Below are 19,092 nucleotides of genomic sequence, written 5' to 3' on the forward strand. Positions count from 1 at the left end.
TATTCTCCCGCTAATCATTTAGAAACTCTAACTTAATTAACAGCCATGCTACTTCAAGTAAAAAAACTTAAAACCTACCTGAAAAGTGGGGGTGAAATAGTTAAAGCAGTGGACGGTGTGAGTTTTCACATTGATCGTGGTGAGACGTTTTGCCTGGTCGGAGAGTCGGGAAGTGGTAAGTCAATCACCGCACTTTCTGTGATTCAGCTGCTACCGCAAGATATTAGCTCTCACCCTGAAGGTCAGATTCTGTTTGACTATCGGCATGATGATGGGCAGGTTGAAAATGTCGATATGATTACGCTTGCTGAGTCACGTAAACAGCCGATTCGTGGCTCACGTATTGCGATGATCTTCCAAGAGCCGATGACTTCACTGAATCCCGTTTTTACCGTGGGCGACCAAGTGATTGAAGCGTTGCAACAGCACCATCCTGAAATGAGCCATGCGCAGGCACGAGCTCGCACCATTGAAGCTTTTAAACAGGTGAAAATACCAAATGCCGAGCAGCGTATTGATGAGTATCCTCATCGTTTATCGGGCGGGCAACGTCAACGGGTGATGATTGCCATGGCGATGGCCTGCGAACCAGACTTGTTGATTGCTGATGAGCCGACGACGGCACTGGATGTCACGGTGCAAGCTGAAATTCTACGTTTGATGAAAGATCTTCAGCAGCGCTGTGGTACCAGTATTCTATTTATCACCCATGATTTTGGTGTGGTGTCGCAGATGGCCGATCGTCTGGCGGTGATGTGTCAAGGAAAAATAGTTGAATGTGGTACGTTAAAAGAGGTTTTGAAAACACCTAAACATGAATACACCAAGCAGCTACTCGCTGCATTGCCTGAAAACCTCCCCAGAGTAGAAAAGCAACAGTTGACTTATAATTCAGGTCAAAAAGCATTACTTGATATATCGGCTCTGAAAGTTCATTTTCCGATCAAAAAAGGTGTGTTACGCCGAACCGTTGACTATGTTCGAGCGGTTGATGAAATTGACCTGAAAATTCCTGAAGGGCAAATTCTTGCTCTGGTGGGGGAATCTGGGTGCGGTAAAAGCACGTTAGGTCGGGCGTTACTGCGATTGATCGACTCAACGGGAGGAGAGATCCATTTTGATGGCAAATCCCTGATTGGGTTGTCACGTAAACAGATGCGCCCATTTCGGCGGCAAATGCAGATCATCTTTCAAGACCCCATGTCTTCGCTCAATCCGCGTTTAACTATTGCCAACACGCTCACCGAGCCGATGAAAGTGCATGGCATTGGTTCATCCCATAAGGAGCGTTTGGATATTGCACGTAAAACGATGGAGCAAGTGCAGCTCGACCCTGACTATATCTGGCGATATCCCCATGAGTTTTCAGGAGGGCAGCGACAGCGCATCGGAATTGCACGGGCACTTGTATTAGAGCCTCGCTTTATTGTTTGTGATGAGATCACAAGTGCCCTGGATGTCTCTGTGCAAGCAGATATATTAAAGTTGCTGCTGGATATTCGTCAAGAGCGAAATCTCACACTGCTATTTATTACGCATAATATCGGCGTTGTAGAGTATGTGAGTGATGAAATGGCGGTGATGTATGAAGGTAAAATTGTTGAGCGTGGTTTGACCTCTGAAGTGTGTCATCGGCCGCAACATGAATATACCAGGCAGTTACTATCTGCTGTACCGCGTATTGAAATTTAGAAGCGAGAAATGATATAGATTCAATTCAAAGAGGTTCTCGTATTGGTATTCGGTTGTTTGGTACTCGACGGGTATTTCATCGGCCACATCAGTAACTAAATATTTAATGAAGAAGCTAATTATTGAAAATTCAAACGATCAATTTAACGAAGCGATTTAATGGCCGTGCTGTTGTTGATGCCGTGACATTAGGTATCAAAAAGGGTGAAATTTTTGGCTTGCTGGGCCCAAATGCGGCAGGTAAAACAACCGTCATTCGTCTTCTGTGTGGAATTATTCAAAGTGATGATGGTGAAATTAGAATCAATGGTATGGCGGTTGAAAAGGCCAAAACAGACTTTGGTTATGTTTCACAGCACTTTAGCCTCTATGAAGAACTGAGCGTTTGGGAAAATCTGAAATTTTACGCAAGCATGTATCGTGTAACCGATGAAAAGAAATTATTATCTCTGCTAGAGCGCTATAATTTAGAACCCTTTAAACATCAGGCCGCAGGATTACTTTCAGGGGGTTACCAACGGCGATTGGCATTAATTTGCGCATTGGTTCATGATCCAAAAGTACTGTTTCTGGACGAACCGACCGCAGGCATTGATCCAGTCACTCGGAAATTATTGTGGGACGATTTCTATCAGTTAAGTGCAGAAGGTAAAACCCTTTTTGTAACCACGCACTACATGGAAGAAGCTCAGCGTTGCCATCAGTTAGCATTTATCTCTTCTGGAAAAATTGTCGCGCAAGGAACGCCGGATACAATCAAACAGGCACTTGGAGATATTCGAGTGTATTCCATGAAAATGGCTTATCGACCTGATGTTCGAAGTGCTTTGCTCGATTTGAAAGGAATGGTACTGGTTAACCAGTTTGGTAATGAATTACGTATGGTAGTAAAACCTGAGCTTAACCATTTGACGCTACAAGAAATAATCACATCTGTAACAAATCAATCTTGCGCTCTTGAGTCTTGTGAACCCAATCTGGAAGATGTTTTTATCGCATTAACACAAGAGCAATCGGCCGTTCAATGATTCTCGCAATCATCAAAAAAGAGTTCTTACAGCTACGTCGTGATCCACGCCTGATCGGGCTGATTGTCGTCATGCCGCTGTTCTTACTGATCCTTTTTGGTATGGCTCTGAAGCTGGAGCCTCAAAATGTCAGGATGGCCTATTTTGATGAAGATGAATCTTTTTTTACTAATCTTATTAAAACCACTCTATGGAGTGATGGCTATTTTGACCTATACGAAGTCGATTCAAAACAAGAAATTATTGAGGAGATTAGATCAGGTCGAGCAAAGGCCGGGTTATATATCGATCAGGATTTTTCGTCATTAATCACCGAAAATAGCCAGCCACATATCATCTTTTATGTTGATGGAACCATGCCATCACTCACAACGGCAATGAAATATCACTCTGGGGGCATCACGGATGAAGGTGTCACCAATGATATGTATTTCTCAGGTGCCGATGCAGAAAATGTCGTCATAGCTCAAGATCCTTTCATCATGGATACGGTCATACTGTTTAATCCCGATGAAAAAGAGACCTGGTTTTTTCTGCCGGGTGTCATTGGTGTTTTGATTATGCAGATCGCATTGATACTCACGGGCATTTCAGTGGTGCGTGAACGGGAAAAGGGAACGCTTGAACAGTTGCTGGTCACACCTCTGAGTAAAACAACACTGATCCTTGGAAAGTTGATCCCCTATATTATTATTGCGCTCCTCGATTTTTATTTTATTCTTGGTGCAGGGTGGCTTTTGTTCGACTTGCCTCAACCTTCGTCTCATTTTCTTCTGTTTGTTTTGGCGCTGACCTATGTCGCCGTGATGATCTCTTTGGGGCTACTCATCTCTTTGATTGCAAAAACACAACAACAGGCGATGTTCATTGCAATCTTTATCATTGTTCCCTCAATTTTATTATCTGGCTTTATTTTTCCGATAGAAGCGATTCCTGAAGCGGTAAGAACCATCAGTTACGCCATTCCATTTACCTACTTTGTTGAAATTATTCGTGGCTTGTTAATCAAACAGACTGAATTTTCGGATCTGTTCTATGCTTTTGCTGCATTGCTGGGTTTTGTTGTTATATTTATTATTGCCAGTATTGTGAAGTTTAGAAGAACTCTTTAGGGTCGATAATGAACCTCAGTCTGCGATACACTGCAAGAGATCGAACAATAAATGGGTGACCCCAATTACTTATTGCAATTATTTTGATTTGTAATCTCTGAAAATAGTAATCACAGCATTGACACGGTAAAGTGCCCGCCATTAAAAAAACCAGGGAAATACTAAAGCATGTTTAAAATCGAACCGATGGATCCCGCTTATTACCGTAAAAAAACCCGTAATGCTACGCTGATTATTATGGCGGCTTTTATTGTCATTGGCTTTGGCTTTGCCAGCCTTACCGTTCACTATTTAGGCAACTTATCTAATAATAAAATGGTCTTAAATTTTATGGGTGCCTTTGTTGGACTTATGCTCACCGCTTATATCATAAAGAAATTTTTTGCCCATAAGCCTTGGATGAAAGAGTCGATATACGCTTGGCAATTAAAACGTAGCCTAATGCACATCACCAATGTTCTTAAACAAGTACAAGAGGCCGCGAAACAAGGTGACCTACACGCCTTAAAAGTCATGCGCTTTTACTACATTGGGTTAGAGCACATGCATAAGCTCGAAGCCAACAGTTCTGCACTGATCGATATTGTGGCGGAGAAAAAAGAAGTTGAGGGACAAATGACAGAGCTGAAATTAGAGTTAAATCAAACTGAATTTGATCCTGAGTGGGTTGAGCGTTATAAGAAGTAAATAATGGGTGACCCCAATTATTCCGAGAAGAAAATCATGAGTGAAAAACCTAATATGTTAGCAGAGCCTGATCCATGGAATCGGGTCGCAAATGGTTATGCAGATACGACTATGCTAATGCTGAGCCAGTATGCTGAAGAGGCCATTTCCAGTTTGGAGCTCAAAACAGGGGATAAAGTACTTGATGTGGCTTGTGGCCCAGGAACGGTTTCTCTCATGGTTTCAAAGCAAGTGGCATCGGTACATGCCATCGATTTTTCAGAATCAATGCTTTCAATTCTTAATAACAAAATTAATGATTCAGGGTTGAATAATATTCAGGTGTCTCACGGTGATGGCCAGGCTTTACCCTATGGAAATGACTCTTTTAATGCTGCATTTTCGATGTTTGGCTTGATGTTCTTTCCTGATCGCTGCAAAGGATTTTCTGAGATATATCGAACATTGAAAGCGGAAGGACGAATTGCAGTCAGTAGTTGGGCGCCTGTTGAGCAGTCACCTGTGATGAAAGCGATGTTTGGTGCTTTGCGTGCAATCAAGCCCGACCTGCCAGAACCAGAAGCGGTGATGGAGTCACTGGAAAACCCAGAGGTGTTTGAAAAAGAGCTTCAAGAGGCTGGGTTTCATGATGTCCGTATTCAACGTATGCGCAAAGAGTTTTCTGTTGAATCAGTCCGAGTATTTTGGGATGGTATGGTGCTGGGGAGCGTACCTATTGTGATGATGAAAAACTCTATGGGTGAAACTGAGTGGCTCAAGAAAGAGCGATTGGCATTGGAATATCTGGAAAAAATACTCCCCATCACACCCACCTCTCTAGCTGCTGATGCGTGGCTGGGGGTGGGTGTTAAAAAAATATAGCGATATTATTCTTACGATACAATCGATTCAAACCCTTCAAATTGTGGTGGCCCAAGGTAGATCTCTTTGCTTTTTCCACCCGCCCCAGCATGAGCTTTGCGAAACTGCTCTGACTCAGTCCAGTTGATAAAGTCTTGTTTTGATTCCCAGGTGGTGTGTGACGCAAATAAAGTATATTCATCGTGGCTTTTATTTTGTAACAGATGAAATTCTTTAAATCCAGGCACACTGTCAAGATGGGTTTCTCTGTTTTTCCAGATATCAATAAAAGTTTGCTCGCAGCCTGGTTTGATTTTAAAACGATTCATTGCAATGTACATTTATATAGCTCCGTGTGAATAGTGCTGGGTAGTATATACCCCGAGCGTCCTCAGATTCATAACGCTCTTCTAAAATAAGGCCTAAAACAGCTCCAGTTCCCTCACTTTAAAGCGACGGCCTTTGAGTTTGCCCTCCGATAGCTGTTTAAAAGCTTTGCGATTCATGCTGCGATCAACTGCAACATAAGCAATACGATCAAATATATCAATTTTCCCCACTTTGTTGCCTGCGATGCCACCATCGCCCGTCAGTGCGCCCAGTATGTCCCCAGGGCGGACTTTATCTTTACGACCGCCATCAATGCAAAAAGTAACCATAGGGGCTTGCTGTTTGGGGTCTTCTTTGGCTTCAGTATTATTGTTTAAACTTTCAATTTTGATAGAGGTTTTCAAGTACTCTTCTAATGCATTAATCCGAGCGGCTTCGGCCGCCGTAAAGAGGCTGATCGCAATACCTTTATTGCCTGCGCGGCCGGTACGGCCAATGCGGTGAACATGTATTTCAGGGTCGCGCGACAGTTCAAAATTGATGACGGCCTGGAGGTCTTTGATATCCAGACCACGAGCGGCAACATCGGTTGCGACAAGAATAGGACAACTTTTATTGGAGAACATAACGAGAACTTGATCTCGCTCTTTTTGATCTAAATCACCGTGCAGTGCAAGTGCCTCAAAGCCACTATGTTGTAGTTCAATCACCACCTCTTGGCATTGAAGGCGGGTATTACAGAAAATAATAGTGGATTCAGGTTTGTGTTTGGCCAGTAGCGTAGTGACCGCATGTATGCGTTGGTTTCTATCAATTTCATAAAAATGTTGCTTGATGTGGCTGTCACTGTGAGTGGCTTCAACGGTGACCATTTCGGGGTTGCGCTGAAAGCGGTGACTCATTGTTTTGATTGAGTCAGGGTAGGTGGCGGAGAAGAGTAAGGTCTGCCGTTCGGTGGGTGTTTTGGCGATCACAGTGGCGATATCGTCATAGAAACCCATGTCGAGCATTCGGTCTGCTTCGTCAAGCACTAAGGTTTCAATGAAGTTTAAATTCAGTGTGTCTTTTTTCAAATGTTTCAATATTCGCCCCGGTGTTCCAACGGCGATATGAGCGCCATGTTCAAGCGATCCCACTTGTGGTCCAAAGGCTTTGCCACCACAGAGACTCACCAGTTTAATATTGGGGGTGGCTCGCGCTAAGCGCCGAATTTCTTTGCCAACCTGGTCGGCGAGCTCTCGGGTGGGACAAATGATCAGTGCCTGGATTTTGAATTGAGCTGCATTTAATTTATGGAGCAAGCCAATACCAAAGGTTGCAGTTTTACCACTGCCGGTTTTCGCTTGGGCAATGAGATCTTTACCTTGCAACAATAAAGGCAGACTGGCCGCCTGAATGGGCGTCATTATTTGGTAATTTAACGAGGTGAGATTGCTCAACATCTCGGGGCTTAGCGGCAAGCTTGAAAAGTCTGTACTCATGGGGCTCTCAGTCACGTGGAGAATTTGGGCAACAAGTTTTGCATATTGCTGCCCATAATACGAATGTACGTGCAAGAAAAATATCAGTCGCAGGTTTTAATGTTGCTCTGCCCCGATTACTGTTTTTTCAACGCGTTGTACTGACTTTAGAATAGCTCTACATTTTCAGGCAGTTCTGCTTCTGAGCGGGTGTTGTCGCTCTTTGTTGCTGGGGTGCTGGAGAAGTCTGCGACCAGTGATTCCAGTTGCACGGAAAATTGTGACAAATCACCATTGTCGGAGATATTTTTGCGTGCAAGATCGGATAAATCCTGCACACTGTGATGAATTTGATGGATGTTGTCGCGCACTTCGTTGGCCAGGCTGGATTGTTGTTCGGCGAGGATAGTGACCTGCACGTTGCTTTCGTTGATGTCACTGACGGCGTTGGTAATGATAGCAAAGGTCTCGCCTGCAGCGTGGGTACGCTCCAGATTGCGTGCGGAAACTTTGGTGCTGCGAGCCATCAGTGAAACGGCCTCTTGATTGCCCGCACGGATCGTGTCCATGAGTTTACGGACTTCATCTGTAGCTTCGGTAGTACGTTGCGACAAGGCGCGCACTTCATCAGCAACGACTGCAAAACCACGGCCATATTCACCCGCTCGGGCGGCTTCAATGGCGGCATTGAGAGCCAGTAAATTGGTTTGCTCGGATATGGTGACGATCATGTCCAGAACCTGCCCGACATCTTCGTGATGCCCAGTCAGGGCGCTGATACTCTTTTCTAAATGGCTGACTTCAGTCTGCATCTCCTGCATTCCATTGATGGCGCTGTCGACCACAATTCGACCTTCGGTGGCTTTTTGTTGAACCTCTTGCGCGGTATCACTGGCTGCATTAATAGCGGTGCGTACCTGTTGTGTGCTACTGGCCATTTGTCCGATGGCATCGTTTAATTGCGTAATGGCATCAACCTGTTCCTCAATTGAGCTACTGGTGGCTTGAGTAATCTTCTGCGTGCTCAGGCTGCTTTGTGATAGGTTGGTGGCGACCATCAACACTTGTTGCACGGTGTTATCCAGCTTTTTTGTGAAGCGATTGAAGGCACGGGCAATCTGCGCTGTTTCATCGCGGCCATCTTCGGGTAGGCTGGCACTCAGCGCTGCATGGCCATCGGCCACCTGCTCCATGGCATGGGTGATGCGCGACAAGTTACGCGTAATATTGCGTGAAAATAGCAGGGTCATGCCGATGAGGATGCTGATCAGTATCAGGGTGCATATGAAAATAATCTTTTTTGTGGCTGACCGAGCCTCTTCAATGGTCGTCTGGGTGGTTTCGATCAGGGTGCCTTGGCGCTGTAGTGCCTGCTGAATGCTGTTGGCTAGCTCGGCACGCAGACCTTCACTTTCACTCAGTCCAAGCTGACGCTTACTGTTCACCAGTTGATGGAAGCTCTCAGCATAGGAATCAATATAGTGCTTTATTTCGCTGCGTATGGTTGGATCCAGGTCACTCTGTTCCATGGTGCTTAGCAGAGATTTATAGGCCTGATCGTATCTGTCAACATATTTATTGTTCAGGCGCAACAGGAAATCTTTTTCGTGGCGGCGCAGCATAAGCAGGTGGGTGAGCAGGTGATAGTTGTTGGTGGTCTGAAGTATTTCTTCTACGCGGTGGGCTGATTGACGCAGGATGCCACGTAAGCCTTTATTTTCATTGATGCCAATGGTCCGCACGAGGTGCTCTAGTGCGCTGAAGTGTGATGTTGAGATATTTAAGTCTCGCTGGAGCTCGTCGAGAGGGGCTGTATTCATGCTCAGTTCGCTCATGATTTCGGAGAGCTCTTGTAGCTCCTCAGCCATGTGCTGCTGTTTTTGGAAAAAGGAGCTGCGCGAGTCCTGACTGTGGGTGAGTAGATAGTTTTGCTCAATGGCAAAGATGCTCTGCATATCGGCTTCCACATCAAGCAAAGTGGTAACACCACGGTGCAGGAGGTCGGAACGTTGCGTATTGTATTGCTGTAGAGCGAGCAGGAAAAGAGCAGCAACAGTAATGGCGGCCGAGAGCAGGAATAACTTATGTTTAATGGTCATAGCTGAATTTTAAGGTGACTTATTATGAGGTTAATAGCGGCTCATTTATGTGTTGTCTTGAGTGCCAGTCGTCATAATGAGGTCAGCAAAATTAAATTTACTGAGTCGTTAATTGCTGGTGTTGGTTTTTCCAGAATATGCTGATGCTTTATTTTTTCTATCATTACGCTATGATCTTGGTTGAGACAAAAAATCTGATTTAGATGACCCTCTTGGTGTCAATGTCTCACTTGCATATTTTCGAACAAATCAAAAGGACTTGATGAAATGACATCCAATTTAGCGGCTATTCGAAGCCATGAAAAAAGTGTGGCAGACCTTATTGTTGATTATTTACACCAGATTGGTGTGGAGTATGTTTTTGGTGTGCCCGGCAATGCAATGGAGCCGTTGTATGATTCGCTTGCCCGCAGTAAACGGATGGGTGGGCCGAGAGCGATTGTTGCGCGCCATGAAACGGGTGCAGCTTTTATGGCAGAAGGCTATACAAGGGAAACGGGTAAGCTGGGTGTGTGTTGTACGACAGCAGGTCCAGGTGCGACTAATATTATTACAGGGGTTGCTTCTGCTTATGAAGAGCGTACCCCGATGCTTGTGATTACAGGGCAAACACCACTCCCTTCGCTGGGGTTGGGAGCAATTCAGGAATCATCGTGCAGTTCAATTGATATTGTCAGTATGTTTCAAAAATGTACACGCTATAGCACTTTGGTGTCACACTCGGCACAACTTGAAGGCAAGCTTATTCAAGCAGTTACAACCGCATTTGGGCCTATTCCTGGTCCAGTTCACTTGAGTATTCCCAGAGAAGTTGGTTGGAATGCTATTCAAAACGATGGCTTTGTATATGACTTGAAGTCATTAATCTCCAAAAAGCCTTTATATCACACGTCCGATGCAGAAATTAATGAAATTTTTAATGAAGTTTCTCACTCAAAGAGTAGCGTTATATTGATCGGCAAGCGTAGTGGTGCAGCAATTGATGCTATTTTTGAGTTTGCCGCGCTCACCCGAATACCTGTGGTTGCGACACCACAAGGCCGAGGCTTTGCAAAAAGTTACCACCCGCAATTTAGAGGTGTCGTGGGGCTGGGGGGGCATTCTGATGCTAAAAAAATATTGGAGAGCAGTTCACTTGAGCGCATTATTGCTGTGGGTGCCGATTTTAATGAGCTTGATACTGGGGGGTGGTCGGCTCATATTTTATCGGACAAAGTAATGCATATCGACTCGACGACAGAATATTTTTCTCGTTCATTTATGGCTCATTCACACACATGCGGTGATCTTTTTGAAATCTTTGGCAAACTCATCAAATGTGTCAAAGCAGGCCATCAACCGATGAGTGTTGGTAATGATGTGAATAAGCCACTGGATGTCATAAGTTTTGATCGGCGAAGTGGCCAACAAAGGCGTAAAGAGAGAGAAAATGGGGCAAACTGTCAACTGATATCGTTGCATGATGAAGCTGAAAAGCGTACCGGAAAAGATCGACGTTGTTTGAAAAGCCAAGGAAGCTGGGCGGTAAAACGTTATTTTAGTGTTGAAGATGAAAGTGGCTATGTGAACAATAATAATGCGCCCCTTATAAAACCACAACACTTAATGTACGAGTTATCTCGCTTATTCCCAACTAATACACGCTTTCTTGCGGATACCGGAAATGGCTTCATTTGGGCGATCCACTATTTACACCCCTACGCGTCGCCTGATACAAAAAGCAGAGCTTGTGGTAATGAAGTGCTAAGAACGGGTTTTGCTTTTGCTTCAATGGGCTGGTCTATTGGGGCGGCTGTGGGCACAGCGATGGGCAACCTGAATCAATCTGTCGTTTGCATTGTTGGTGATGGTAGCTTTTTAATGAGTGGGCAGGAAATTTCGGTCGCAGTTGAGGAAAAATTGAATATTACTTTTATATTATTGAATGATCGTGAGTTGGGTATGATAAAGCATGGTCAAAAGATAGTTGGTATTGAAGAGACGAGCTGTGAACTGCCCACAGTGAATTATTGCCAAATTGCTAAAGCAATAGGCGCTCAAGCCTTTGAGGTGTCTTCAGCCGATGATTTGGCGGCTTTGGATATTCAGGCAATATGCCGTTACCCTGGTCCTACATTGATTGATGTACATATTGACCCTGATGAACTTCCGCCTGCAAGATAATATTAGTCTTGTTGCTGTGGGATTAAGAACGAAATCATTGCGCCTTTCTCTTCATTATTTTCGGCCCATATTTTACCATGATGAAGAGCAATGATTTCTTTGGATATAGCCAGGCCAAGCCCCGTTCCACCCGTACCACTTTTTGTTTTGCTGCTTTGTACAAATTGATCAAAAATAAGCTCAGTTTCACCTTCAGGAATTCCCGCACCTTCATCTGATATAGAGACTTTTATTGCGGGTGTGGCATCACCTTCAGTTTCCAGGGTACTGGAGGTGATGTTGATATTGATTGTTGAGCTTTTAGGTGAAAACTTAAATGCATTAGAAACAATGTTGTGTAACACTTGTGTAATTTTTCCATCATCGCATTGAATTTCTATTGGAACACTGTTTTCGTGATGAACCTTCATTTGTACTTGTCGTTCACTCAGTAGTGTCGTGTACTCTTCTTTAATATTGAATACTATTTGTTTTAAATTGACTCGGTTTAACTGAAGTTTCATCTGCCCCGCTTCAAGTTTGGATAGGTCAAGCAGGTCATTCAGCAGCAATAAAAGTCTTTTTCCACTGCTATTTATTTTTGAAAAATAGCTGCCAATTTTTTCTATACTGATATTTGTGTGTTTATCCATGCCAAACTTTGAAAAACTGAGTATTCCATGCATCGGTGTTCTTAGCTCGTGTGAAATGTTGGCCAAAAATTCACTTTTGCTATGATTGGCCTCTTCGGCAGTCTCCTTTGCTTCCGATAAGACTTTTGTATGTCGTTTAATCTCTTCCTGAAGGCGTATATTCATTTCAAAAACTGATGAAGAGTCTTGAGCCGAATGAAGGCTTTTTTTGATTCGATCTTTGAGCGCATCATTAATTTTTATCTGTTTTTCTAATGACTTTATATGTTCACATTCACTGCAATTATGTGGTGATGTGGCTTCTTCTTGAGGTAAGTTCATCTGCGCTTGGTTCCAAAGGTAATGCCTGTAAGAGTTTGATTGACATGAATGGAGTTATATTGTTCACCGTATGTATTAAAACCATAAAGATTAATTTGATTTAACTTTTCTTCTACTTTTGCAGTTAAATCACAGGCTGTAATTTCCAGTTTTCGAGATAAACAATCACAACCGAGCGTGAGCTGAATGTTTGAGAATTTTTGTTTTAACTGCGATATTTGCTCTTCTAAAGACTGGAGGATGTCTTCAGGTTTGCCTAATGTCAGTGGTGTTCCATTTTCAATGGCACAAGCTGTGTACAGGCTACCATCACTATTGACCACTGTGAATGAACGGAGATACCATTCGCTGCCGATCTTCAGCATGGTGGGATGCTGTGTAAATGATTCTGTAGAGAGTTCATCTATGGGGATATTAAAGAGTGATGCAAAGTATTCAGTTGCAGGCTCACCATCAATTTCATAAACAATACGCTTTTCAGGGTCAGATTGAGTGATGACAAAGTCAATATCTGAGGGCGAAAAATGTTGCAGTTTGAATATTTCAAAATCCAATAGGGTTTCTATCACTGTAAAAACAGCCGCATTGTGATGAAAGATACCTTCTGAATATACAAATGTTTTTTCAAACCTCATTCCATCACCTGCGGATCCTCCAATGATTGGAAGCGGAGAAAATATATTGTATATCGTGTTGATCACAGACTCTTCTTTAGCTGACATGCCATCAACCAATAAAAAACCGACTTTGTTCTTAAATGCAGAAAGGGTGTTACTCGTGCTTTTGAGTTTTTCGATGGTTTCAGAGTTGACGTGACTGACATCTTTAATGAGTGTCGGGGTGAGTTTGAATGCTTTAGAAGAAAAACTGATGCCAACAATGCTGTTATCAGTATAGTTCTCTCCAATTTCTCCGGCTGTTGTGCAGCCTATAACGGGGCAATCAAAGTGTTTTTCAAGTGATTTTCCAAGCAATTCCAGATTGTAATTGGGTGAACAGAAGAAAATGACTCCCGCCATATTTTTTTGATAAATCTTATCTTTTAATAAAGCGGCCGCGATCGGTGCAGACAGATTGGTAATCTGTGCAGTTTTAACATATTTTTGGCTTTCCATAAGCAGACTTTTCCTTGAGTTTCTAGTAGGTGTTGTCGGTTGCTGGTTGTCTTTTCTTAACCTGTATATGCCAACCAAAAGTTACCGCCTCTTTTTTGATCCCACAAGGGCTCGAAGGCTTTGTTGCGATTTATGAATTTTCTGGTTGTAGCTCTCTTTTTAAACGCCGGTAGTGTTGATGTCGATGCTGGCAGGTGCTATCATTTTTGCTGTTATTATGATTAATAGAGAGCGACATTGGCAAACTTGAGTGTAAGAAAGATTGATGATGAAACGGTGGAGCTTTTACGAGCTTGTGCAGAGCGTCATGGCGTTTCGATGGAGGAAGAGGTTAGGCAGATACTAAAGCGTGCAGTGGCGGCTCCAGAACAAATGGGGGATTTTGCCGTAAGTCTTTTTAGTCCGGCTTATGGTGGAGATGAGCTGATACTACCAAAGCGTGAGGCATCTGAACCCATGGAATTTCCCGAGTGATTATTTTAGATACAAATATTATCTCGGAATTTATGACATCATGCCCTAAAAAATCGGTACTTGAATGGCTCAACGCCCAAGACTCAGTAACACTATATTTAACCACGATTTCCATAGCTGAAATTGGGTTTGGGCTTCGAATTATGCCAGTGGGTAAAAGGCGTCAATTGCTTAATGATCGATTTAAACAATTCATTACAATGGCTTTTAAATCTCGTATTTTGACTTTTGATGAAGCAGCAGCTCAGGTTTACGGTGATATTAAAGGATATCGAAAAGAAATTGGCCGCCCTCTATCTGATTTGGATGGTCAAATTGCGGCCATCGCCCGAGCGAAAGGGTGTGTAGTTGCAACAAGGAATATTAAAGATTTTGAAGAGTGCGGGATCGAGTTAATCAACCCATTTGTTTCTGGGTCATAACGGTAGCTATCAGTTAGTTGCAGTAACGCAAGATTGTTTTCCAAAAAGTCACTGATAAGGCTATCGTTGTTGTTCAGTGCCGTTATCACTATTAACTAAGCCTATTTCACAATGGTAAAATTTACAGATGAAAAATTTAAAGTTAGTTGTCGCATTAATTCTATTCATTCCACAACTGTCCTGGGCAGGTGAGGCGACTAAAGTAAAGGCAGTTCCTTTTTCAGAGCTGGCTTTCTATCTTGAATACTCTGCACCCGCAACGGTTGAAAGCTTGAATGAAAGCACACTGAGCGCGGAGCTGAGTGCGCGCATTACCCATTTAAATGCAAAAGTGGGCGAACAGTTTAAAAAAGGAACGGCATTGGTTCGTCTGGATTGTGGTGATTACAAACTGGCACTTCAGCAAGCACAGGCGGGTTTGACAGGTGTGAAAGCACGCCACGATTTTGCGCAGCAGCGCTTGATACGAGCAGAGCGCTTGCAAAGTCAGCAAAATATTTCTGAAGAGTTATTAGAGCAGAATCAGATGGAACTGGCAGGACTGGAATCCGAGTTATCTGTACAAAAAACTGGAATCAATATCGCTGAGCGCAACATCTCAAAATGCACTGTTCGTGCTCCTTTTGATGCCATTGTACTGGATCGATTAAGCGGTGTGGGTGCGCTTGCAAATCCTGGTACGCCTCTGATTAAAGTCATTGATGCTGGGCAAAAAAGCCTGGAAGTGACCGCTCAAGTGATGGCTCAGCAAGTCGAGTTATTGCAGCAAGCCAGTCAACTTGAATTTCGTAGTAACGACCATGTTTATCCCGTCAAATTACGCATCGTCGTGGGCGTGGTTGAGCCTTTGCAGCGAAGTCGTGATGCACGTTTGATTTTTGTAGAAAAACGGCCTTTACCCGGTCAAAGCGGGCGTTTGATCTGGAAGGATTCTCAGGCCGTTATTCCTGCTGATTTTTTGATGGAGAGAGGTGGCAGTCTGGGAATGTTTGTGGCTGAAAATGGTATTGCAAAATTTTATAAAATACCGGATGCATTGGAGGGTCGGCCACTACGGATTGATCTGCCACAAAATGCATGGGTGATCACTGAAGGGCGCTATGGTTTGAATGATGGTGATCGCATTAATCGGGTGAGATAAGTATGTATCAACGATTTTTACAAAACCATGTGCTCGCCAACCTGACATTTGTTCTGGTATTAATCATGGGCGCTTCGTCTTATATGATGATGCCGCGCGAGCAAGATCCAACCATTAATTTTAACTGGATTGATATCACCACTTTTTTGCCGAATGCGACGGCAGAAGATGTTGAAAAACGAGTTACCGATGTGCTGGAAGAGGCGATTCGCAAGGTGCCTGATGTAAAATTTGTATCGAGTATCAGTCGTGACAGTTTTTCCAGTATTTTAGTTCGTTTTGAAGATATTGATGAGCGCCTGTTTGATAAACGTTTAAATGATCTGCGCCGAGAGCTGCAAAGTAAAGAGGATGAGCTGCCTGAAAATGCTGAAACGCCTGATGTCATGGAGATCACGACATCGAATGCATTTCCTTCGGCGGCACTGGTGGTGACAGGGGCTGCGAATGATGAAAATTTACGTCGTCAGGCTGAAAATATAAAAACAGATATTGAACAGATGGACGGTGTTGATGCGGTGATGGAAAGCGCTCTATTAGCCCCGGAACTGCAAGTCAATTTTTTCCCTGAGCGTTTGGCCAGTGTCGGCATTGGCCCCGCTGCTTTAGCGGATACGGTGCGTTCACATTATAAGGATACGGCCGCAGGCAGCCTGCATGTCGGCGATCAAAAGTGGCTGGTGCGGATGCAGGGCAGTGAAAGCAGCCCTGATTATTTGGCGCAATTACCGGTTAATCAGACTCAAGGTGAAGTATCGCTGGGTGAACTCTCTGAAGTTGTCTATGGCAGAGAAAAAGCGACTCGACTGGTTCGCTATAATGGACAACATGCAGTGATGCTATCCATCACCAAACAGGCGGAATCCAATACGCTGGAACTTGTTGAACGTATTACCGAATATATTGAAAGCCGTAATCAATACCATTCTAGTACAGGTGTACAGCTGGTACTCATTGATGATCAAACCGATATTACCCGTACTGCGTTGAACATTATGCAGACGAATGCAATGCTGGGTTTGATTTTGGTGCTTTTTGTCACATGGGTTTTTCTGGGCAGCCGTATCGCATTTTTTACTACGATTGGCATTCCTTTTACATTGATGGGAACGTTTTGGCTGCTGAGTAATATGGGGCAGACGCTCAATGTGAATATACTGCTGGGCGTGGTGATTGCACTGGGAATGTTGGTGGATGATGCCGTGGTCGTGGTGGAAGCGATCTATTACCGTTTGCAGCGAGGCGCTGATGTCGTAACAGCGACCGTAGAGGCTTTTCGTGAAGTAGTAGCGCCAGTGACGACCGCCGTGCTGACAACCATCTGCGCCTTCCTGCCCCTGATGTTATTGCCAGGGATTGTCGGTAAATTTATGTTTATTATCCCACTCGTTGTGACGGTGGCGCTATTGATCAGTTTGATAGAAGCCTACTGGATGTTGCCAGCACATGTGATGGCCGGCGGTGTTGGCAGTCAAAAACCATCACGTATTCAGCCTTATCGTACGGCTTTGTTGCATAACATAAGAATTAAATACACACGCTTGCTGGTACGCGCAATGCGTTATCCAATACGAATCATGACTTTCGTGGTATTTCTTTTTGGTCTATCGGTTTATGCGATGTCTGCGGGCTGGGTGAAAATGGATTTTTTCGCCAGTGATCCGCTGCGTCTTTTTTACGTCAATATTGAAATGGCTCCCGGCACATCTCTGGATAAAACCATGAATAAAGTGCTGGAAATTGAAAATAAAGTTCGAGCCAATACGGATGAATCAGAGGTCCGTGCCCTTGCCAGTTACAGTGGGCAAATGTTTACTGAGATGGCTCCCTATTTTGGAGACCATTACGGCCAGATTATTGTCTCTTTGAATCCCAAAACAGAAGAGATGCGGGGCGTGGATGATGTTATGGATGCCATGCGGGAAGAGGTTTTAAGCACGGTGGGGCCGTTAAAAATCTCTTTTCTGCGGCTGGCGGGTGGCCCTCCGAGTGCCAAACCGGTCAGTGTGAAAGTGCGTGGCAATGATATGGCTGAACTGCGTTTGGCGGTGGCCGATCTCAAAGCGATTTTGACAAAAAATGAAGCCATTCTTAATGTCACCGATGACGATAATCCGGGTCAGCTTGAACTGACATTGAAAGTCAATCTGGATGCGGCGCGTCGTGCTGGCATTGATCCTCAAACGATATCCCGAACACTGCGTCTATTAGTGGATGGTGAAGTCGTTGCCAGTATGCAAAAGTCAGGTGAAACACTGGATGTACGGGTACGGGCAAAGCCAAAAACTTACCGTTCACTGGATGAGTTGCTCGAATATACTCTGCCCATGAGCGAAGGGCGAGGCCGTATTGCGCTCGGTGAATTGGTGCATCAAAATCGAGCGACGGGAATGGGGCAGATTCGCCATTATAATTTTCGTCGAACAATTACAGTGGAAGGGGATATTGATAAAAGCCTGACAGATACGGTGGCAGCCAATCAATGGATCATGGAACAGTGGGAAGGCACACAGGGGAAATACCCCAATATCAGCCTTGATTTCAGCGGTGAGCTGGATGATATTCAGGAGAGTCTTGATGCGATGGCGATGTTGTTTTTAATGGGTATTGGCTTAATCTATCTGGTGCTTGGAACGCAGTTTAAGAGTTATTTTCAACCATTGATTATTCTTGCAACCGTACCGATGGCATTTATTGGAGTGGTCGCTGGATTGTTGATTACACAAAACCCACTGAGTCTGTTTACGATGTATGGCGTGATTGCATTGGCAGGAATTGCAGTGAATGCCGCGATTGTGCTGATTGCTGCTGCGAATACACGTTTGAAAGAGGGTATGAGTGTCTCGCATGCGACCATCTATGCGGCGCGTCGGCGTGTGGTTCCTATATTAATTACAACGTTTACGACAATTGCCAGTCTGTTTTCACTGGCGATTGGTCTCGGTGGAGAGTCACTGATCTGGGGGCCAATGGCGACAGCGATTGTTTGGGGGCTATGTTTCTCTACACTATTAACACTGTTTGTCGTGCCGCTGCTGTTCCGTATTTTTATGCGGCGTTCAAACGGTTGATTCAAGCTCCTTACTGAATCACCAAGTCAGTAAAATATAGCTCCTGAACCCCGGCAGGGTGGCTTTTTTCCTCTAGGTCTTTGACTGTGTCGTTGGGGCTGATATGGGCATATTTTTCCAGATTTTCCTGGACAATTTTTAAGGCTTCATGACGAATACGTTCACGCTCTTTAGCATTTTGCATGGTTTCTATTTTTTGGTCAGAGAGCAGCATTAATAAGTCGTGGCGTATTGGCGCTGCATGGGTTTGCAGGGCTGTGACTGTTGCGGCATCGTAAGTCATGATCTGAATTGCAGCCTGCATATAGCGTAAGCCACGTTTACCATGAATGTTGACGACAAAGTTGGGTTCAAGCAATAAATAGTTTATTTTTCCGGTGGTGATGGCATTCTCTTTTTCACCACCGCCACCTGCGGCTGCAAAAACGGGTGAAATTATCAGAGTTAACACAAGTGCTAAAATACTTTTCATGGCTGAGTCCTAGTGTGAATATTAATCTCAATA

General features: G+C 44.1%; 16 protein-coding genes. 10 read left to right on the forward strand and 6 right to left on the reverse strand.

The window, feature by feature from the left end:
* Positions 1-45: 45 nt before the first annotated feature.
* The 5 genes from L3J70_03505 (at position 46) to L3J70_03525 (ending at position 5,380) form a co-directional block, all read left to right on the forward strand.
* Positions 46-1,692 carry a dipeptide ABC transporter ATP-binding protein gene (locus tag L3J70_03505; protein ID MCF6235430.1) on the forward strand — a complete coding sequence of 549 codons (1,647 nt, stop codon included), beginning with the start codon at positions 46-48 and terminating at the stop codon, positions 1,690-1,692.
* A 122-nt stretch (positions 1,693-1,814) separates the two neighbouring features.
* Positions 1,815-2,720, forward strand: a complete 906-nt coding sequence (locus L3J70_03510; GenBank protein ID MCF6235431.1) for an ABC transporter ATP-binding protein — start codon at positions 1,815-1,817, stop codon at positions 2,718-2,720.
* Positions 2,717-3,832 carry an ABC transporter permease gene (locus L3J70_03515; protein MCF6235432.1) on the forward strand — a complete coding sequence of 372 codons (1,116 nt, stop codon included), beginning with the start codon at positions 2,717-2,719 and terminating at the stop codon, positions 3,830-3,832. Before L3J70_03510 ends, L3J70_03515 begins: the two co-directional genes overlap by 4 nt.
* Before the next feature lie 168 nt (positions 3,833-4,000).
* Positions 4,001-4,519 (forward strand): DUF3087 domain-containing protein, encoded by a 519-nt coding sequence (locus tag L3J70_03520; GenBank protein MCF6235433.1) that lies wholly within the window; start codon positions 4,001-4,003, stop codon positions 4,517-4,519.
* 36 nt (positions 4,520-4,555) lie between these two features.
* Positions 4,556-5,380 carry a class I SAM-dependent methyltransferase gene (locus L3J70_03525; GenBank protein ID MCF6235434.1) on the forward strand — a complete coding sequence of 275 codons (825 nt, stop codon included), beginning with the start codon at positions 4,556-4,558 and terminating at the stop codon, positions 5,378-5,380.
* Between the two features lie 11 nt (positions 5,381-5,391).
* On the opposite strand, the gene L3J70_03530 is transcribed toward L3J70_03525, so the two are convergent.
* The 3 genes from L3J70_03530 to L3J70_03540 form a co-directional block, all read right to left on the reverse strand.
* Entirely contained in the window at positions 5,392-5,700 is a 309-nt protein-coding gene (locus tag L3J70_03530) for an antibiotic biosynthesis monooxygenase (GenBank protein MCF6235435.1), read from the reverse strand.
* An 81-nt stretch (positions 5,701-5,781) separates the two neighbouring features.
* Entirely contained in the window at positions 5,782-7,170 is a 1,389-nt protein-coding gene (gene dbpA / locus L3J70_03535) for an ATP-dependent RNA helicase DbpA (protein MCF6235436.1), read from the reverse strand.
* 146 nt (positions 7,171-7,316) lie between these two features.
* Positions 7,317-8,678, reverse strand: coding sequence for a methyl-accepting chemotaxis protein (locus L3J70_03540; GenBank protein ID MCF6235437.1), 1,362 nt, complete (start codon positions 8,676-8,678; stop codon positions 7,317-7,319).
* An 837-nt stretch (positions 8,679-9,515) separates the two neighbouring features.
* Between L3J70_03540 and L3J70_03545 the strand changes: the two genes are divergently transcribed.
* Positions 9,516-11,411 (forward strand): thiamine pyrophosphate-binding protein, encoded by a 1,896-nt coding sequence (locus tag L3J70_03545; protein MCF6235438.1) that lies wholly within the window; start codon positions 9,516-9,518, stop codon positions 11,409-11,411.
* Positions 11,412-11,413: 2 nt separating this feature from the next.
* Here L3J70_03545 and L3J70_03550 read toward each other — a convergent pair whose 3' ends face one another.
* Positions 11,414-12,364: a HAMP domain-containing histidine kinase gene (locus L3J70_03550; GenBank protein ID MCF6235439.1), complete on the reverse strand. Its 951-nt coding sequence runs from the start codon at positions 12,362-12,364 to the stop codon at positions 11,414-11,416.
* Positions 12,361-13,479 (reverse strand): FIST C-terminal domain-containing protein, encoded by a 1,119-nt coding sequence (locus L3J70_03555; protein MCF6235440.1) that lies wholly within the window; start codon positions 13,477-13,479, stop codon positions 12,361-12,363. Before L3J70_03555 ends, L3J70_03550 begins: the two co-directional genes overlap by 4 nt.
* A gap of 237 nt (positions 13,480-13,716) precedes the next feature.
* On the opposite strand from L3J70_03555, the gene L3J70_03560 reads away from it, so the two are divergent.
* The 4 genes from L3J70_03560 (at position 13,717) to L3J70_03575 (ending at position 18,587) form a co-directional block, all read left to right on the forward strand.
* The gene (locus L3J70_03560; protein MCF6235441.1) at positions 13,717-13,953 is read left to right on the forward strand and encodes a hypothetical protein; all 237 of its coding nucleotides are present in this window, start codon (positions 13,717-13,719) and stop codon (positions 13,951-13,953) included.
* Positions 13,950-14,375: a type II toxin-antitoxin system VapC family toxin gene (locus tag L3J70_03565; protein MCF6235442.1), complete on the forward strand. Its 426-nt coding sequence runs from the start codon at positions 13,950-13,952 to the stop codon at positions 14,373-14,375. The genes L3J70_03560 and L3J70_03565 overlap by 4 nt, the downstream gene beginning before the upstream one ends.
* 127 nt (positions 14,376-14,502) lie before the next feature.
* Positions 14,503-15,516 (forward strand): efflux RND transporter periplasmic adaptor subunit, encoded by a 1,014-nt coding sequence (locus L3J70_03570; GenBank protein MCF6235443.1) that lies wholly within the window; start codon positions 14,503-14,505, stop codon positions 15,514-15,516.
* A gap of 2 nt (positions 15,517-15,518) precedes the next feature.
* Entirely contained in the window at positions 15,519-18,587 is a 3,069-nt protein-coding gene (locus L3J70_03575) for an efflux RND transporter permease subunit (GenBank protein ID MCF6235444.1), read from the forward strand.
* A 10-nt stretch (positions 18,588-18,597) separates the two neighbouring features.
* Here the strand turns inward: L3J70_03575 and L3J70_03580 are convergent, their stop codons facing one another.
* The gene (locus L3J70_03580) at positions 18,598-19,059 is read right to left on the reverse strand and encodes a flagellar basal body-associated FliL family protein (protein MCF6235445.1); all 462 of its coding nucleotides are present in this window, start codon (positions 19,057-19,059) and stop codon (positions 18,598-18,600) included.
* Positions 19,060-19,092 lie beyond the last annotated feature (33 nt).

Source organism: Gammaproteobacteria bacterium, assembly GCA_021648145.1.
GTDB lineage: Bacteria > Pseudomonadota > Gammaproteobacteria > JAADGQ01 > JAADGQ01 > S141-38.

Excerpts from the sequence above, each read along its gene's own strand:
- L3J70_03580 (MCF6235445.1), bottom strand. The coding sequence starts at position 19,059 with ATGAAAAGTATTTTAGCACTTGTGTTAACTCTGATAATTTCACCCGTT.
- L3J70_03555 (MCF6235440.1), bottom strand. The coding sequence starts at position 13,479 with ATGGAAAGCCAAAAATATGTTAAAACTGCACAGATTACCAATCTGTCT.
- L3J70_03575 (MCF6235444.1), top strand. The coding sequence starts at position 15,519 with ATGTATCAACGATTTTTACAAAACCATGTGCTCGCCAACCTGACATTT.
- L3J70_03570 (MCF6235443.1), top strand. The coding sequence starts at position 14,503 with ATGAAAAATTTAAAGTTAGTTGTCGCATTAATTCTATTCATTCCACAA.
- L3J70_03550 (MCF6235439.1), bottom strand. The coding sequence starts at position 12,364 with ATGAACTTACCTCAAGAAGAAGCCACATCACCACATAATTGCAGTGAA.
- dbpA (MCF6235436.1), bottom strand. The coding sequence starts at position 7,170 with ATGAGTACAGACTTTTCAAGCTTGCCGCTAAGCCCCGAGATGTTGAGC.
- L3J70_03525 (MCF6235434.1), top strand. The coding sequence starts at position 4,556 with ATGAGTGAAAAACCTAATATGTTAGCAGAGCCTGATCCATGGAATCGG.
- L3J70_03530 (MCF6235435.1), bottom strand. The coding sequence starts at position 5,700 with ATGTACATTGCAATGAATCGTTTTAAAATCAAACCAGGCTGCGAGCAA.
- L3J70_03540 (MCF6235437.1), bottom strand. The coding sequence starts at position 8,678 with ATGGAACAGAGTGACCTGGATCCAACCATACGCAGCGAAATAAAGCAC.
- L3J70_03545 (MCF6235438.1), top strand. The coding sequence starts at position 9,516 with ATGACATCCAATTTAGCGGCTATTCGAAGCCATGAAAAAAGTGTGGCA.
- L3J70_03520 (MCF6235433.1), top strand. The coding sequence starts at position 4,001 with ATGTTTAAAATCGAACCGATGGATCCCGCTTATTACCGTAAAAAAACC.
- L3J70_03505 (MCF6235430.1), top strand. The coding sequence starts at position 46 with ATGCTACTTCAAGTAAAAAAACTTAAAACCTACCTGAAAAGTGGGGGT.
- L3J70_03515 (MCF6235432.1), top strand. The coding sequence starts at position 2,717 with ATGATTCTCGCAATCATCAAAAAAGAGTTCTTACAGCTACGTCGTGAT.